This is a genomic window from Agrobacterium sp., assembly GCF_032092815.1.
Lineage (GTDB): Bacteria > Pseudomonadota > Alphaproteobacteria > Rhizobiales > Rhizobiaceae > Agrobacterium.
The window spans coordinates 17,717-34,154 of record NZ_DAMDBP010000019.1 but is presented as its reverse complement, the minus strand read 5'-3'; the positions used below and the strand labels follow the sequence as shown (position 1 = coordinate 34,154).

13 protein-coding genes are annotated in these 16,438 nt (G+C 54.6%); 8 read left to right on the top strand and 5 right to left on the bottom strand.

Annotated elements, in window-relative coordinates:
- Nucleotides 1-119: 119 nt before the first annotated feature.
- Nucleotides 120-1,511: a M17 family metallopeptidase gene (locus tag RT613_RS13305; protein WP_313616036.1), complete on the bottom strand. Its 1,392-nt coding sequence runs from the start codon at nt 1,509-1,511 to the stop codon at nt 120-122.
- 242 nt (nt 1,512-1,753) lie between these two features.
- Between RT613_RS13305 and RT613_RS13300 the strand changes: the two genes are divergently transcribed.
- The 8 genes from RT613_RS13300 (at nt 1,754) to RT613_RS13265 (ending at nt 10,636) form a co-directional block, all read left to right on the top strand.
- On the top strand, nt 1,754-2,476 hold the full coding sequence (locus tag RT613_RS13300; RefSeq protein WP_409558825.1) for a tetratricopeptide repeat protein: 723 nt from the start codon (nt 1,754-1,756) through the stop codon (nt 2,474-2,476).
- Nucleotides 2,477-2,697: 221 nt separating this feature from the next.
- Nucleotides 2,698-3,933 carry an ABC transporter substrate-binding protein gene (locus tag RT613_RS13295; RefSeq protein ID WP_313616032.1) on the top strand — a complete coding sequence of 412 codons (1,236 nt, stop codon included), beginning with the start codon at nt 2,698-2,700 and terminating at the stop codon, nt 3,931-3,933.
- Nucleotides 3,934-4,096: 163 nt separating this feature from the next.
- A complete protein-coding gene (locus RT613_RS13290; protein WP_313616030.1) occupies nt 4,097-4,999 on the top strand; it encodes a sugar ABC transporter permease in 903 nt (300 codons plus the stop codon).
- A complete protein-coding gene (locus tag RT613_RS13285) occupies nt 4,992-5,933 on the top strand; it encodes a carbohydrate ABC transporter permease (RefSeq protein ID WP_313616028.1) in 942 nt (313 codons plus the stop codon). The genes RT613_RS13290 and RT613_RS13285 overlap by 8 nt, the downstream gene beginning before the upstream one ends.
- Before the next feature lie 5 nt (nt 5,934-5,938).
- The gene (locus RT613_RS13280) at nt 5,939-7,027 is read left to right on the top strand and encodes an ABC transporter ATP-binding protein (protein WP_313616026.1); all 1,089 of its coding nucleotides are present in this window, start codon (nt 5,939-5,941) and stop codon (nt 7,025-7,027) included.
- Nucleotides 7,028-7,077: 50 nt separating this feature from the next.
- Nucleotides 7,078-7,839: a sugar phosphate isomerase/epimerase gene (locus tag RT613_RS13275; RefSeq protein ID WP_313616024.1), complete on the top strand. Its 762-nt coding sequence runs from the start codon at nt 7,078-7,080 to the stop codon at nt 7,837-7,839.
- 21 nt (nt 7,840-7,860) lie between these two features.
- Nucleotides 7,861-8,994 (top strand): Gfo/Idh/MocA family oxidoreductase, encoded by a 1,134-nt coding sequence (locus RT613_RS13270; protein WP_313616022.1) that lies wholly within the window; start codon nt 7,861-7,863, stop codon nt 8,992-8,994.
- Nucleotides 8,995-9,019: 25 nt separating this feature from the next.
- The gene (locus tag RT613_RS13265; RefSeq protein ID WP_313616020.1) at nt 9,020-10,636 is read left to right on the top strand and encodes a glycoside hydrolase family 43 protein; all 1,617 of its coding nucleotides are present in this window, start codon (nt 9,020-9,022) and stop codon (nt 10,634-10,636) included.
- A gap of 46 nt (nt 10,637-10,682) precedes the next feature.
- Here RT613_RS13265 and RT613_RS13260 read toward each other — a convergent pair whose 3' ends face one another.
- The 4 genes from RT613_RS13260 to RT613_RS13245 all read right to left on the bottom strand — a co-directional run bounded on the left by RT613_RS13260 (nt 10,683) and on the right by RT613_RS13245 (nt 16,332).
- The gene (locus tag RT613_RS13260) at nt 10,683-11,723 is read right to left on the bottom strand and encodes an Ldh family oxidoreductase (RefSeq protein WP_313616018.1); all 1,041 of its coding nucleotides are present in this window, start codon (nt 11,721-11,723) and stop codon (nt 10,683-10,685) included.
- Between the two features lie 107 nt (nt 11,724-11,830).
- On the bottom strand, nt 11,831-12,970 hold the full coding sequence (locus RT613_RS13255) for a Xaa-Pro peptidase family protein (protein WP_313616017.1): 1,140 nt from the start codon (nt 12,968-12,970) through the stop codon (nt 11,831-11,833).
- Between the two features lie 51 nt (nt 12,971-13,021).
- Complete coding sequence (locus RT613_RS13250) at nt 13,022-14,836, bottom strand: FkbM family methyltransferase (protein ID WP_313616016.1); 1,815 nt, start codon at nt 14,834-14,836, stop codon at nt 13,022-13,024.
- Between the two features lie 47 nt (nt 14,837-14,883).
- Nucleotides 14,884-16,332, bottom strand: coding sequence for a glycosyltransferase family A protein (locus RT613_RS13245; RefSeq protein ID WP_313616014.1), 1,449 nt, complete (start codon nt 16,330-16,332; stop codon nt 14,884-14,886).
- Nucleotides 16,333-16,438: the final 106 nt, after the last annotated feature.

The window sequence follows — 16,438 nt, the reverse complement described above, 5'->3', positions numbered from 1 at the left end:
ACCGTTTTGCTCGGCCCGCTGGCGCCCAAAATGGACAAAAGCCCTTGAAAAGGCGGTAGCCTTTTCAAGGGCTCTTTTTTGTCTTCATGTCTGGACAGACAAGACCGCCCGTTCAGCACTCAGCCATAGGTTCTGGCAATATAGTGGTAAAGCGCACGAATGGCCTGTGCTTCGCCACCAACCGACGAATGCGGACGTTCATTCGGCGACCAGCCGTAAATGTCGAAGTGGGCCCATTTCTTGGTTTTCGACACAAAGCGCTTGAGGAACAGGGCGGCGGTGATCGAACCGGCCATGCCGCCAGATGGCGCATTGGTAATGTCGGCGGCGCGGGAACGGATGTCCTTGTCATATCCCATGTAAAGCGGCATGCGCCACATCGGGTCATCCATGTCCATGCCGGCTTCGGCAATCTCGTGGGCGAGATCTTCGTCATCGGTGTAGTAGGGCGCAATATCCGGTCCGAGCGCCACGCGGGCAGCGCCGGTGAGTGTCGCCATGTCAATCATCAGATCAGGCTCGTCTTCGTCGGCATAGGCCAGCGCGTCGGCCAGAATGAGCCGGCCCTCGGCATCGGTATTGTCGATCTGCACCGTCAGGCCCTTGCGGCTCTGATAGATGTCGCCTGGACGGAAAGAGTTGGCGGAAATCGAGTTTTCGACAACAGGCACGATGACGCGCAAGTTAACCTTGAGTTTGGCCTCCATGATCATCAGGGCAAGGCCGAGCACGTTCGCCGCACCCCCCATGTCCTTTTTCATCAACGCCATAGAGGAAGCCGGCTTGATGTCGAGACCACCTGTGTCGAAGCACACGCCCTTGCCAACCAGCGTAATGGCGGGGTTGCCCTTTTTGCCCCAGCGCATTTCAAGCAGGCGTGGCTCACCTTCACTTGCGCGGCCGACTGCATGGATCAGCGGGAAGTTTTCGCTCAGAAGCTTGTCACCGGAAATCGCCGAGACCTCTGCCTTGTAGTGGGCGGCAAGCGCGCGGAAAGCCACTTCCAACTGATCCGGGCCCATGTCATTTGCCGGCATGTTGATAAGGTCGCGCGCCAGGAACACACCAGCCAGCGTTCGCTTGATGCCGGTTGCATCTGCATCCTGCGGAATGAGCATTTTCGCAGACGATGATTTGACGGTGCGGTAACGATCAAACTTGTAGCTGCCGAGACCAAAACCTAGCGCGAGACGATTCACGGTCAGCGGCGCGGTTTCAATATGCCAGTCTCCCTCCGGCAGTTCACGCGCCAGCTTGCCGGTTAAGAAAGGCAGTTCCGATGGGTTTCTGCCGAGGCCGAACAGCGCGCCGCCCAACGAACCATCCGCTGATGGGATCAGCAGGATCGCACCGCTTTCGGCCTTGAAACCGGCCTTGCGCGCCCAGTCCAATGCAATGGGGTCAATCGCCCCTTGCTCGATATGAGCCGGCGTTACCGCGAAAACCGGCAGGGTTTTTCCTGCCTTGGTACTGAACGGTGTTGCTCGTTCGATGAACTGATAAGGAGCCATGATCTGCTTTCGTCAACGTGGAGAATCAGTAAATTAACACTCTGTTAGGGTTAACAGATTATTGCTGGAGCGAAGATTGCGCCGCTTGAGGTGCAAAAACTCCGTTCAACGCACGCAGGGGCCATGCCATGACTGCTGTTCACTCTGTAGCCACAGCGCGAAAAGCCATAATCAACGGCGGGCTTGTGCTGGCTCTGACGCTGGCCTTGAGTGCATGCGCCTCTGGCAACAAACATGACAAGCTGACCACAGGCTCCATTCCGTCGACATCGACAGCCTCTTTGCAATCTTACGACAATCTCAATCAGTCTCAATTGCGGCAAGCGGAAGAGACCGCTGGCAAGGCCTATGAGCGCAATCCCAAGGATGCGCGGACCGGCATGAATTACGCCAACCTGCTGATGATGACGGGCAAGAGCACGCAGGCCCTTGCCGTGATGCAGCAGATTGCCATCGCCAACCCGGCCGATCGCAACGTTCTGGCCGCTTATGGCAAGGCGCAGGCCAGCGCAGGCCAGCTTGAGCAGGCACTGTCGACCATTGGTCGCGCCCAGACCCCGGACCGGCCCGATTGGCGCCTCTATTCTGCCGAAGGTGCGGTTCTTGATCAGCTTGGCCGCTCGCCGGAAGCGCGCGCAAAATATCGCATGGCGCTCGACCTGCAGCCCAATGAACCCAGTGTGCTGTCCAATCTCGGCATGTCCTATGTGCTGTCGAATGATCCGCGCACAGCCGAAACTTATCTGAGATCGGCATCACAACAGCCGGGTGCCGATAGCCGTATTCGTCAGAACCTGGCACTTGTTGTTGGTCTGCAGGGCCGTTTTGCCGAAGCAGACAATATCGCGCGGCAGGAATTGACCCAGCAGCAGGCCGAAGCAAATCTTAGTTACCTGCGCGGCATGTTGTCCCAACAAAGCTCATGGAAGCAGCTTGCGGACAAGGACAAAACTGCAACCAATTAAGCTTTTCGTTTAAGATGGGACGTGGGTTATTTCCTCGAAAAATCAAATCACTGCAATAGCTTGGCGAAACCATCAAGGGTTGTCTTTAAGTCGCTTTCGGCGCGAGGCAGATAAAAAATTACAGCCAAAAGTCGTAAGGATTTTTTAAGCACTAGGCCGTTGCGCGTTTAAAAATATTCGCTTACGTTCCTCCTGCAACGTTTCAGTGAGGGAGGAGACTCATGCGTACGCGTGCTATTGCGGCTGCTTTTGCGGCCAGTGTTATGTTGCCTGCAGGTTGGGCTGGTGCAACAGATCTTGAAGTCACACATTGGTGGACGTCGGGCGGTGAGGCAGCCGCAGTTGCCGAGCTGGCAAAGGCGTTTGATGCGACCGGTAACAAATGGGTTGATGGTGCCATTGCCGGTTCCGGCAGCACCGCGCGTCCGATCATGATCAGCCGCATCACCGGCGGTGATCCGATGGCTGCTACACAATTCAACCACGGCAGACAGGCGGAGGAGCTTGTTCAGGCCGGATTGATGCGTGACCTGTCCGACGTTGCTGAAAAGGGCAAATGGAAAGACGTTATCAAACCGGCAAGCCTGCTCGATAGCTGCACGATTGACGGCAAAATTTATTGTGCACCCGTCAATATTCACTCATGGCAATGGCTTTGGCTTTCCAACGCTGCCTTCAAACAGGCCGGTGTCGACGTTCCCAAGAATTGGACCGAATTTGTTGCCGCCGCACCTGCATTGAAAAAGGCCGGTATTCAGCCGCTGGCCCTGGGCGGTCAGGCATGGCAGGCCAACGGCCTGTTTGACACGATGGTTCTGTCGCTGGGCGGCAAGGACCTCTATGAAAAGGTCTACAAGGACAAGGATGCCGATGCTGCGGCCGGGCCTGAGATGGCCAAGGTTTTTGCTGCAGCGGTAGAAGCGCGTGAGATGTCACGTGGCACCAATGTTCAGGACTGGAACCAGGCCACCAACATGGTCATCACCGGCAAGGCTGGTGGCCAGGTCATGGGTGACTGGGCGCAAGGCGAATTTCAGATTGCCGGCCAGACCGCCGGAACGGATTATTCCTGCCTGCCGGGTCTCGGTGTCAGCGATTACATCACGACAGGCGGTGACGCTTTCTACTTCCCGCTGTTGAAGGATGACGCCAAGACCACGGCACAGGATGTTTTGGCTGAAACGATCGTTGATCCCAAGACGCAGGTTGCCTTCAACCTGAAGAAAGGTTCCTTGCCGATCCGTGGCGATGTGGACCTCGGCACGGCAAATGATTGCATGAAGAAAGGCCTTGAAATCCTGGCCAAGGACCATGCCCTCACCAGCACCGACCAGCTTGTGTCGGCCGATACGCAAAAGCAGAAAGAAGACCTGATGGCCGAATTTTTCGCCAGCACGTCGATGACTGCCGAAGATGCGCAGAAGCGTTTTGCAGGCATTATCGGTTCGGCCGATTGATCTGGCAGGCAGTCTGTAGCGCCTGATTTGGCTCTGTAGACTGCCGTTTACTCCTGTCCGGTGATGTCAGGTTTTTCTGACATTGGCGGCGACAACGCGAGCGCGGGCGGCTTGATGGCCACCCGCCTTGCGATCAACGGCAACGTTTGATGAGGAGTGATCCATGGCGGGTCAAACGCGCTCCAAGCGCCCCAATCAGTTATTCCGCAATCTCAATTCGAAGATTGCGTCCATCCCGATGATCCTGACTGCGGTCGTGATCTTTCTGGGAGGAACGATCTGGACGGTTGTTTATTCCTTCACCAACTCCAAGCTTCTGCCACGTGCGACCTTTATCGGCATCGAGCAATATGAACGGCTCTGGGCCGCACCGCGCTGGATCATCTCGATCCAGAATCTGGCGATCTACGGCGTTCTGTCTTTGATTTTCAGCCTGGTGATCGGTTTTGTACTTGCCGCCTTGATGGACCAGAAAATCCGTTTCGAAAATACATTTCGTACGATCTTTCTTTATCCCTTTGCGCTGTCCTTCATCGTCACCGGCCTTGTTTGGCAGTGGATACTCAATCCGGAATTCGGCGTTCAGTCCGTAATCCGCTCGCTCGGCTGGACAAGCTTCACCTTCGACCCGCTCTATAATCCAGACATCGTCATCTATGGCATTCTGATTGCCGGTCTGTGGCAGGGGACGGGGCTGGTCATGTGCCTGATGCTGGCAGGCTTGCGCGGTATCGACGAGGATATCTGGAAAGCTGCCCGCGTTGACGGCATCCCCATGTGGCGCACCTATATTTTCGTGGTCATCCCGATGATGCGCGCCGTGTTCATCACCACGCTGGTCATCATCGCCAGCGGCATCGTCAAGGTTTACGATCTGGTGGTAGCGCAAACCAGTGGTGGTCCCGGCATCGCCTCGGAAGTCCCGGCAAAATATGTCTATGACTACATGTTCCAGGCGCAAAACCTCGGTCAGGGATTTGCGGCATCGTCGATGATGTTGCTGACCGTCGCCATCATCATCATCCCATGGGCTTACCTCGAATTCGGAGGGCGCAAACGTGGCTAATCTCAGCACCTTGAATACAGTCGCCGCCAGCATGGATCCGGTTGCCAGAGACCTCTCCGGACCACGCGGCAAAAAGCCGAGAAAAACCCTGTCGCGTCGCAATATCGTGCTCTATGGCACCCTGTTTGTTGCCGCCGCCTATTACCTGCTGCCGCTTTATGTGATGTTCGTCACCTCGCTCAAGGGCATGCCGGAAATCCGTCTTGGCAATATCTTTGCGCCCCCGATGGAAATCACCTTTGAACCCTGGGCCAAGGCCTGGGCCAGCGCCTGCACCGGCCTCAACTGCGATGGGCTTTCGCGCGGGTTCTGGAACTCCGTGCGCATCATGGTGCCATCGACTTTGGTGTCGATCTTCATTGCATCGGTCAGCGGTTACGCCATGGCCAACTGGAAGTTCAAGGGATCGGAACTGTTCTTTTCCATCCTGATCATCGGTGCCTTCATCCCCTATCAGGTGATGATCTATCCCATCGTGATCGTGCTGCGTGAAGTCGGTATCTACGGCACGCTGACTGGCCTGGTCGTGGTGCACACCATCTTTGGCATGCCGATCCTCACACTGCTCTTCCGCAATTACTTCTCGTCGCTGCCGGAGGAATTGTTCAAGGCAGCCCGCATCGACGGGGCAGGCTTCTGGCAGATCTATTTCCGCATCATGCTGCCCATGTCGTTGCCCATCTTCGTGGTGGCGATGATCCTGCAGGTAACGGGTATCTGGAACGACTTCCTGTTCGGTGTCGTGTTCACGCGACCTGAATATTACCCGATGACGGTTCAGCTCAACAACATCGTCAACTCGGTGCAGGGCGTGAAGGAATACAACGTCAACATGGCAGCAACCCTGCTGACCGGCGCCGTTCCACTGATCGTCTATTTCATTTCAGGCAGGCTTTTTGTGCGTGGCATTGCCGCAGGCGCAGTCAAAGGGTGAATTTCATGACCTACAGTGTTTCCATTCGTGATCTTTCTCTGTCCTTCGGTGCCGTAACCGTGCTGAAAAATCTCAATCTCGATATTCACGAGGGTGAGTTTCTGGTGCTGCTCGGCTCATCCGGTTGCGGCAAGTCGACCCTGTTGAATTGCATCGCCGGTCTGCTGGAGCCAACCGACGGGCAGATTTTCATCAAGGATCGCAATGTCACCTGGGAAGAACCGAAAGACCGGGGCATCGGCATGGTGTTCCAGTCCTATGCGCTTTACCCGCAAATGACGGTTGAAAAGAACCTGTCCTTCGGACTTCAGGTCGCCAAGGTTCCGCAGGCAGAAATCGACCGGCGTGTCGCACGTGCCGCTGAAATCCTGCAAATCCAGCCACTGCTCAAACGCAAGCCATCGGCCCTGTCCGGTGGCCAGCGCCAGCGCGTGGCGATCGGTCGTGCACTGGTGCGTGATGTCGATGTGTTCCTGTTCGATGAACCGCTGTCCAACCTTGATGCGAAGCTACGCTCGGAACTGCGTGTCGAGATCAAGCGCCTGCACCAGTCGCTCAAGAACACCATGATCTACGTGACCCACGACCAGATCGAGGCACTGACACTGGCCGATCGTATTGCCATCATGAAAAGCGGTGTCATCCAGCAGCTTGATGACCCGATTGCCATCTACAACAGGCCGAAAAACCTGTTTGTGGCCGGTTTCATCGGCTCACCCTCCATGAACTTCCTGCGGGGTGAACTGGTCGAAAAGGATGGTGGTGTGGCGTTCCAGACCAACGGAGTCAGCTTCAGCCTGGCCGGTTACGAAACCTCGGAAACGCTTGCGGCCGGTCGATCCGTTGTTCTCGGCATTCGCCCTGAACACATCCGTGTTGATGAGCAGATAACCGGCGGCGAGGTGCATGAAGCCGTGGTGGATATCGAGGAGCCGATGGGCGCCGACAATCTGCTGTGGCTGAAACATGCGGGCCATACCTTGTCAGTGCGCATTGGTGGCCATCGCCGTTATGCACCCGGAACGAAGGTGCGCCTTGGCGTGGATATGTCGATGGCATCGCTGTTCGATGCGGCCACCGAAAACCGCATCTGATCCCTTTTCCTGACACCCGAAAATATTGATGACATTGAGGAGACTTGGAAATGACAACACTTGGCTTTCAGCTTTACAGCGCCCGCAATTTTCCGCCGCTTTCCGAAATTCTGAAAAAGCTGTCCAAGGCAGGGTATCGCGAAGTCGAGGGCTATGGCGGCATTTACGCCACGATGGATGATGCAGCACTCACGCAATTTCGTGGCGAGCTGGATGCTAACGGGCTGACCATGCCAACCGGCCATTTCGGTCTTGATATGCTCGAAAAGGAAACCGACCGGGCACTTGCTGTCGCTCGCATCCTGGGCATTGAAGCCGTCTATTGCCCCTATCTGCTGCCCGACCAGCGCCCGACTGATGCCGCTGGCTGGTTTGCGTTTGGGCAGCGTTTGCAGGCGGCCGGCAAACCATTCCGTGATGCTGGTCTGACCTTTGGCTGGCACAACCATGATTTCGAGTTTCACACGCTGGCAGATGGTTCGACACCGCAGGAACAGATCCTTGCCGGTGGTCCTGAACTGAGCTGGGAAGCGGATATTGCCTGGGTGATCCGTGGTGGGGCTGATCCATTTGCGTGGATCGAAAGCTATGGAAAACGCATCACCGCCGTCCACGTCAAGGATATCGCTCCGGCAGGCCAGAATGCCAATGAAGATGGTTGGGCAGACCTCGGGCACGGCACGGTGGAATGGCAGAAACTGCTGGGCGTGTTGAAAAACACCTCTGCCAAACATTTCGTGCTGGAGCACGACAATCCGTCCGATGTCGACCGCTTGATGGAACGGTCGATCGCATCCTTCAAAGCCTACTGATTTTCATACTGGAGCATCATCATGGCCAAAGAACTTGGCGTCGGCATCATTGGATGCGGTAATATCTCGACCACTTATTTTTCCCTCGCTCCGCTGTTCAAGGGGCTGAAAGTTCTGGCCTGCGCGGATTTGAACCGCAATGCAGCCGAGCTGAAAGCCGAAGAATACGGCGTGAAGGCGCAGTCCATTCCGGAACTGCTGGCCAACAGTGAAATTGACGTCATCGTCAACCTCACCATTCCCGCCGCGCATTTCTCGGTTTCCAAGGCCATTCTTGAAGCGGGTAAACACGTCTACTCCGAAAAACCGCTGGTTCTGACACTGGAGGAAGGCGAAGAACTTCGAAAAGTCGCCGCTGAGAAAAAACTGTCGGTCGGCTGTGCACCGGATACATTCCTGGGCGGTTCCCACCAACTTGCCCGTAAATATATCGATGAAGGTCGTGTCGGGCGCATTACCTCAGGCACATGCCATGTCATGAGCCCCGGCATGGAAATGTGGCACCCCAATCCCGGCTTTTTCTTTGTGGCCGGCGGCGGGCCGATTCTTGACCTTGGTCCCTATTACATCGCCAATCTCATCAACCTGATTGGTCCGGTAAAACGGGTGGGTGCCCTGACCTCGATGGCCAACACCACCCGCACCATCACCAGCCAGCCGCTGGCTGGCCAGACGATCCCGGTGGAAACACCAACCAACATTCATGCGCTGCTGGAATTCGTCAATGGCGCCACCATCACACTGTCGGCCAGTTGGGATGTCTGGTCGCATCGCCATGCCAACATGGAGCTTTATGGCACGGAAGGCTCGCTTTATGTGCCGGATCCCAATTTCTTTGGTGGTGTGGTTGAAGCCAGCGGCCAGAACAAGGACATTCAGCCGGTTGAGGAATGGGATCATCCATTCGGCAAATCCAACCAGGAAAGCCCGCAAGGTCCACGCGCCAATTATCGCACCGCCGGTCTGGCAGACATGGTCATGGCGGTGATTGAGGGGCGTGATGCCCGCTGCTCGCTCGAACGGGCGCTGCATGGCATCGATGTCATGACATCGATCCTCAAATCGGGCGAAGAAGGCCGTTTTATCGACATGACCACCACCTGCACACAACCGGCTGCCCTTGGCATTGAAGACGCCCATAGGCTGCTTCGTTAGGCCGTCAGTTCGGCGGGAGGAAAACATGATCCGCAATCCTGTTTTGTCGGGGTTCAACCCCGACCCATCCATATGCCGTGTGGGTGAGGACTATTACATCGCCACATCCACCTTCGAGTGGTATCCCGGCGTGCAGATCCACCACTCACGCGATCTGGTCAACTGGACGCTGGTGCGCAGACCGCTGGAGCGGGCAACCCAGCTCGACATGCGCGGCAATCCGGACAGTTGTGGCATCTGGGCGCCGTGCCTGTCCCATGCCGATGGGAAGTTCTGGTTGGTCTATACCGATGTCAAACGGTACGACGGCAACTTCAAGGACGCCCATAACTACATCGTCACATCAGGCACCATTGAGGAGGAATGGTCGGATCCGGTCTACGTCAACTCATCCGGTTTTGACCCGACGCTGTTCCATGATGATGATGGGCGTAAATGGTTCCTCAACATGCAGTGGAACCACCGCACGGAAAGTTATGGCGGCGCGCCAAAACATCCGGCGTTCGACGGCATCCTGTTGCAGGAATGGGATGCCGCAAATGGCAAGCTGGTTGGTCCAGTCAAAAACATCTTTCCCGGCAGTCCGTTGGGCCTCGTTGAAGGACCGCATGTCTTCAAACGCAATGGCTGGTATTACCTGACGACGGCAGAAGGTGGCACCGGTTACGACCATGCTGTCACCATGGCACGCGCTCGTTCGCTGGACGGACCCTATGAGATGCATCCGAATGTGCATCTGATTACCTCCAAGGACAATCCGGAGGCGGTGCTGCAAAGGGCGGGGCACGGGCAGTATATCGAGACCCCAGACGGTGAGGCCTATCACACGCATTTGTGCGGCAGGCCGGTGCCGCCCAAAAGACGCTGCACGCTGGGGCGAGAAACGGCGATCCAGAAATGTGTCTGGCGCGATGACTGGCTGTACCTGGCGCAGGGCGGTGTTGTACCCGCTGTCGAGGTGCCGTCTCCAACCTCCGCCACGCGCAAACGTGAAGATGCCAGTCACCACTATGATTTCGACCAGCCGGCGCTACCACAGGACTTCCAGTGGTTGCGATCACCCTATCCGGAGCGCCTGTTCAGTCTTTCCGCGCGGCCCGGTTATTTGCGATTGTTTGGACGTGAAAGCATCGGCTCCTGGTTCGACCAGTCACTGGTAGCGCGTAGGCAGCAACATCATTCATTCCGGGCGGAAACGGTGGTCGAGTTTTCACCCTATACCTATCAGCAGGTGGCGGGCCTCACCCACTATTACAATCGCCACAAGTTTCACGCTCTTGCCGTGACGCTGCATGAAAAACTCGGGCGAGTGGTGACTATACTGTCGTGCCCGGGCGACTTCCCGCATGGCCGCTTGAGCTTTCCGATTGGCGGTGGTGTGTCGGTGCCGGAAGGGCCAATCCATCTGGCGATGGAGGTGGAAGGCAATGACCTGTTGTTTTTCTGGCGAAGCCATTCGGCGCCCGCCTGGCAACCGGTCGGTCCGGTTCTCGATGCTGGCGTTGTCTCGGATGAGGGAGGGCGTGGCGAACATGGTTCCTTTACCGGTGCCTTTGCCGGCATGTTCGCCTTCGATACATCTGGCCGTGGCCAGCCTGCCGATTTTCAGGGCTTCACCTACAGGCTAACAGGCAAGGACTAGACATATCGGGGTAGCCTGCAAAACAGGCTACCCCTGTTTTTCACACTTACGCTGGAACGCCGGCTCTCAGCTCATTCAGCATGGCACGCAAATCAACCAGCAGGGCAGCCTGAACTGGTAGGCCCTTGTCCTTGTTGCGGTCGCGCGCTTCATAACGGCGCTGCGAAGGAAGACGCGCACCCTGATCGGTAATCGAACTGAACAGTTTTTCAGCCCGTCCCATGCTTTCCGTCATGCTTGCGCCAAGGAAGGACTGCGGATCAAGCGCAATCAGCAATTCGCCGTGGCACGGGGTTACGCCCGCACCATCGTCAAATTCCATCGATTCCGAACTCATCATGTCGTTGATCAGTGGACCGGCCAGCAGTTCGACCATGGCCGAAAGGGCAGAACCCTTGTGCCCGCCGAAGGTCAGCATGGCACCATTGAGGGCAGCTTCTGCGTCCGTGGTCGGGTTGCCTTCGGAGTCGATGGCCCAGCCAAGCGGGATCGGTTTTCCTGCCCGGCGATGCAGCTCGATTTCACCACGCGCTGACGCACTGGTGGCAAAGTCGAAGATGAACGGATGTTTGCCCTCCCGTGGCCAGCCAAAGGCAAAGGGATTGGTGCCGAAGGATGGTTTGGTACCACCAGCCGGCGCAACCCAGCAGTGGCTGGGGGTTACGGCAAAAGACACAAGACCTGCGTCCGCCAGCGCTTCAACTTCCGGCCACAGCGCGGAAAAATGGAAGCAGTTGTTGATTGCCATGGCGGCAACACCCTGCTTCTTGGTTTTTTCGATGAAATGCGGCAGGCCGGCATGAAAGCCCATCAGCGAATACCCGTAATTCGAATTGACCCGCACGATACCGGGCGTTTCCGTATCCACTGTCGGTTCGGCATTAGGATCAACCTTGCCGATTTGCAGGGTTTTGACACAGCCCATCAAACGGTAGAGACCATGCGAATGGCACTCATCCTGCTGCGCCTTCAAAACGGATGCAGCAATCGTTTCGGCATGTCCTTTTGAAAACCCGGCAAGTGTCAGCAATTCAAGGCTTAGGGCGCGGGCATCTTCAAAGGAAATATACTCGATTGCTTGGGTCATCTGTCACTCCTGCAGACTGAATTTCACGAGATTTTTCGTGGGCATACAGTACTGCTTCGCCGCATAAATGGAAGCGAAGCAATACGGTATTCAGCGCTGTTTTACGGTTAGGCGAAAGGCTCGGCCGGGCCCTTGGCAGGTTGGGTAAACCAGTGCGCGCCGTCGTCTGCCATATAGATGTGATCTTCGAGGCGAATGCCGAATTTTTCAGGAAAGACGATCATCGGTTCGTTGGAAAAACACATGCCGGTGGCGAGTTTGGTTTCGTTGCCACGAACGATATAGGGCTCTTCATGGATCTCGAGACCAAGGCCGTGGCCGGCCCGGTGTGGCAGTCCCGGCAACTGATAATCCGGTCCCAGCCCATGGTGGGCCATGACGGCACGTGCGGCGTCATCAAGGCTTGCGCAGGAAACGCCAAGCATGGCGGCGTCGAAAACAGCCTGTTGAGCCTCGCGTTCAATTGCCCAGCCGGCTGCAAATTCCTTGGTCGGTTCATCGATCATGTAGGTGCGCGTCAGATCAGAGTGATAACCGTCAATACGTGTACCGGTATCGACAAGGATCACGTCGCCTGCGGCAAGCGTCTGGTCGCCATCGGCGCCATGTGGCAGCGAGGTGGCGGAACCGAACGACACGATGCAGAAGGTCGAGGCGTGCCCGGCCATTGCACGATGGCGTTCATCGATAAACCGCACGACTTCCGATGCCCGGATACCCGGTTTCATCATCGCATGCGCCTGCCGGTGAATGTCCAGTGTCAGGTCCATTGCATATTGGATGATGGCAATTTCTGATTTGGATTTGCACAAACGCAGATCACGGATCAGCCGTCCACCATCGGCAAGGCGTTCAGCGCCAAGGCTCCTGGCGAGCGCATGGTAGATGAACAAAGGCAGCGCATCATCCAGCGCCAATCGATCTGTTGGCTTCAGCACGGAAGCCACCAGATCAGATGGCGCCTGATCTTCTTCCCATGTCAGGATTTCACCAGCCAGATGCGGCAATGTCTCAACGCGGCTTTTTTCGAAACCGGGCACGATGTAAAACAGCCCGTCACGGGTCACCAACGCCCCCAGCATGCGTTCGCTCTGATGCCAGGTCAGACCGGTGAAATATAGCAGGCTATCGGATGCGCCGAGCAACACGGCGGCGAAACCCTTGGCGTCCATGGTGTCACGCAGCTTTTTCAGCCGTGAATGGCGTTCATCGGACGTTATAAAAGGCTGCTTTTTTTGGGTGGGCATTTTAACAATCATCAGAGACTAATCGTCAGTTTTGAAGAAAACATACTTGTGTCACGCGTTTGGACTGGTTGCCGGGAACGTATTTGAAATCCAGTTCTCGATGCCATCGATAGCCACTCTTTCGGCTTTAAAAGAACTATCTATTTTCCAGGCTTTTATATTTCCAATCGCGGATTTTAATAGTTCGCGATAGGACGTGTCCAAATGCGAATTTCGTGACAGAAGATGCAATTCGTAGCGAAAGCCCGTGGAGATGATTGCGTTACGAACGGTATCATCGACTTTGTCGCAAACGACAAACACCACAGGGTCTCGCTCTCCAAGATTGATATTGGTCAATACAGTAGAGACATCGATTGAGGGGTCTACATCTAGGATGAAAGAAGTCGTGAAAGGCTGCGTATTCAAAATCGACACTGGATACATCGTCGATAGGACTTCATCCTGACGCTTTGAGCTGTCGTAACGATTACCAGAGCCTTGACGCGACTGTTCGTAGATAGTCTGCCTTTTTACCTCAAGGGGGATCAGCCAGTTACGAGGGCGCGGCACAACATAAGACGCAATCCCATTTTTCACCAGGTATTCAGCAAGCCATATGTCGGCCATGTTTGGCGCACGAAAATCAGAGAGCTTTATTTGAACGACACTGGAATGAAAAACGCACGTGCCGGTTCCTGCCACATGCGCAAGCCTTCTGCGGATCAGTGGGTTTTGAAAATGGAATACAGAACGGCTTGCATTTGCGTTATATTCAACAGCGGGCTGTAGAATCAGCGAGCCATGCACAGCTTGTACGCTGCGACCGCCGGTTTGCGCCAGTTCAGAAACCATATGCTGAACAAAATCAGGGGGATATATGATGTCATCATCGCAAGTGACATAAATAGCATCCTTGACTTGTTCAAGGCCCCAGAATTTACCGGCATCGCCATATTTCGTGCCATCTTCATCAATGAAGTAGGTGATCTTTGGATTGTTCTCACAAAACTCCGGAGCTTTAGAGAAGCCATTCAAATATACGAACAGCCGATCGACCTGTGGCAGAAGCGACATGATTGCTGCACGCAATGCAACTTCGTTGCCCGCAACGGATGCCATGCCCGCATGGACTCCGGTTGTTGGTGGTAGAGATGCAAGTAATGCAGGTGAAATATGTCTCAAGGCAGGGCTCGTGTCGCGAGCAGGAAAAGCAGCCTTGAACAAATATGTTGGCGTATGATTGTAAACCTTTATCTTGCGATAGCCAAACGGACGCAAGATTTCCTCAATATTGTTCAGTTCCTCAACTGTGGCGGCCTCTACAAATAATGCAGGCTTTGAGCGCTCAAGTATCTTAAGGGCACCCTTTAGAACTTCACATTCCATGCCCTCAACATCAATTTTGATCAGGTGAACATGTCTGTTTCCAACAACATCGTCCAGGCTGCGAATAACGATATCGCCTTCCTGACTGTGAACGACTTGAGCCATTCCGACGTTATCGGCTCGCTGATCGGAGATGACGCCCGTGCCGTCGCTGGCTCCCAACGCGACCGGATGTATTTCGATCTGTGTGTGAAGACGATTAATCTCAACGTTTGTTTGCAATAACGCAACCGTTGTCGGGTTTGGCTCAAAAGCGAGAACCTTGGCGCCGAGGACCTTTGCAAAAAACAAGGTGTGGTTGCCTATGTTGGCACCGGCATCAATGATAAGCGCGTTGTCCGGGACGAGAGGTCCTGCTTCTTCCAACATGGACTGCTCGTAAAGGCTCCTGTTACGGAGAATATGCTTTTGAATGTGATCTTCTGGATTGGGAAGATGGAATGCGATTGGTGTACCAAAAGCATTGATTTCGCATGTAACTGTTTGAGACTTATCCATTGTGTAGTTCCGTGGTTTCTGCATGGCCCAAGGTCGCGGAATAGATTTTATCTTCCGCCGATTACAACGAGACCTGTCCCGCCAATTCCATTCAAACAAAATTTGAGGCCGGAACTCATCCTGCTCCAAGCATTGGCCGCAGATGATACGGCAGTTTTGTCACGAGATAGTATGTTGAATTTGAAACCCGTTGGCTCCAATAAACCCGCAATTGAAGACAATGAGACTTCAACGAAATCACGCTCATTTTCTTCTTCCCGGGAATCCAGCAGGACAATCGAAAATTTATCGGTACCGCCCAAAGGTGCCATATTCAGGAATGGACCCGTTTTATTGCCTATCGTCACTGTACCCATTGATGATTCGACAATCGTTGCGACGTGGAGGAAGCCGCTTCCGGCCAGAAGTGCTTCAAGTTCACGGGTCTGTTCAGACGAGCTTGTGATGCATGTGAGTGATATTTCTGGCATGCCAGAAGCAATAGCGGCCAAATATATTGCAGAGTTAGGTTTACCAATGTGCAATATATTGCTTCCCGGTTTTTGCATGATGCTTTGGTAAAGCGACCATATCTGCATCGGCGATAGAGAATCCTCTCCAATAACCGCCTGAGCGTTTAACAACATCGGGCAGGCAACAACCAAAAGTTCCGCCGCCTTGTGTGCCCATATGGCTTCTGCGGAATTTGCGCCCCCTGTAATGGCAACGTTTTGTGCTGAGCTGTCTCTGGAATCCGCGACCTTGTAGAGCAACGGAAGTGGCTTCTTGTTGAAAACTTCCTGAGCGCATTGCCGCTGTATCGTGGAGTTCAGCCCCTGAGAAGCTGCATCAAGGTTGTGATGTGAATAAGGATTGAAAGAGGTATAACGGTAGGCGTTTACAGGGATAAACTCATACTTCCGTGTTTGGTCGAGCATTGGTAAGGCCAATGCGATGTCACACGCTGCTGGAAACCATTCTCCAGCCTGATTCTTGAAATAGCTTTCAGGCACGTTGTCCAAGAGTTTCGCGCGAAAACTGAAAAAGTGGCTCGTTTTCCAACCCTGCGTACGCGGGTTCTTGTGCGGGTCTAATGCGGAGTTTCCACCGACCATGCCGCCATCAGTTACGTAATTCGTCCAGACAATATCTTCGCCTGCACTATAACTGGCAGCCATACGCTCAAGAATTTCAACATCGATGAGTTGATCATCACCGTCTAGTACTGCAATGAACTCGGCATCTTTTGCGCGAGGTCCAAGGTGTTCCCACGCGTTTCGCGCCTTTCCGTAACGTGTGGCGTTGCGAATGTAGGTATGTCTGTCTGGAAAAAGATCTGACAAATATTGCTGTGCAATATCGCCTGTCGCGTCGTCTGAGCAGTCATCGATGTAGAGAACATGCAAATTGTCATGCGTTTGCCGTGCAAGGCTTGCAAGTGAACTTGCTGCATACATTTCGCAGTTTCGAGCCGTCATAAAAATCAGCGCTTTTCCAGAAAGTATGTTTTCAGACATGCGTAAGAAGCCTCTAATTTCAAAGGCATCATACCGAATAGCCGGATATGTATGCGCTTTTTCGCGATGTACTTTAGTGTTGAGTGTTGCAGGTATTTCTTGAGGC

What these genes read in the sequence shown, in the direction of transcription:
- RT613_RS13245 (WP_313616014.1), bottom strand. Translation starts at nt 16,332, where the DNA reads ATGTCTGAAAACATACTTTCTGGAAAAGCGCTGATTTTTATGACGGCT.
- RT613_RS13290 (WP_313616030.1), top strand. Translation starts at nt 4,097, where the DNA reads ATGGCGGGTCAAACGCGCTCCAAGCGCCCCAATCAGTTATTCCGCAAT.
- RT613_RS13255 (WP_313616017.1), bottom strand. Translation starts at nt 12,970, where the DNA reads ATGCCCACCCAAAAAAAGCAGCCTTTTATAACGTCCGATGAACGCCAT.
- RT613_RS13265 (WP_313616020.1), top strand. Translation starts at nt 9,020, where the DNA reads ATGATCCGCAATCCTGTTTTGTCGGGGTTCAACCCCGACCCATCCATA.
- RT613_RS13295 (WP_313616032.1), top strand. Translation starts at nt 2,698, where the DNA reads ATGCGTACGCGTGCTATTGCGGCTGCTTTTGCGGCCAGTGTTATGTTG.
- RT613_RS13275 (WP_313616024.1), top strand. Translation starts at nt 7,078, where the DNA reads ATGACAACACTTGGCTTTCAGCTTTACAGCGCCCGCAATTTTCCGCCG.
- RT613_RS13260 (WP_313616018.1), bottom strand. Translation starts at nt 11,723, where the DNA reads ATGACCCAAGCAATCGAGTATATTTCCTTTGAAGATGCCCGCGCCCTA.
- RT613_RS13270 (WP_313616022.1), top strand. Translation starts at nt 7,861, where the DNA reads ATGGCCAAAGAACTTGGCGTCGGCATCATTGGATGCGGTAATATCTCG.
- RT613_RS13305 (WP_313616036.1), bottom strand. Translation starts at nt 1,511, where the DNA reads ATGGCTCCTTATCAGTTCATCGAACGAGCAACACCGTTCAGTACCAAG.
- RT613_RS13280 (WP_313616026.1), top strand. Translation starts at nt 5,939, where the DNA reads ATGACCTACAGTGTTTCCATTCGTGATCTTTCTCTGTCCTTCGGTGCC.
- RT613_RS13250 (WP_313616016.1), bottom strand. Translation starts at nt 14,836, where the DNA reads ATGGATAAGTCTCAAACAGTTACATGCGAAATCAATGCTTTTGGTACA.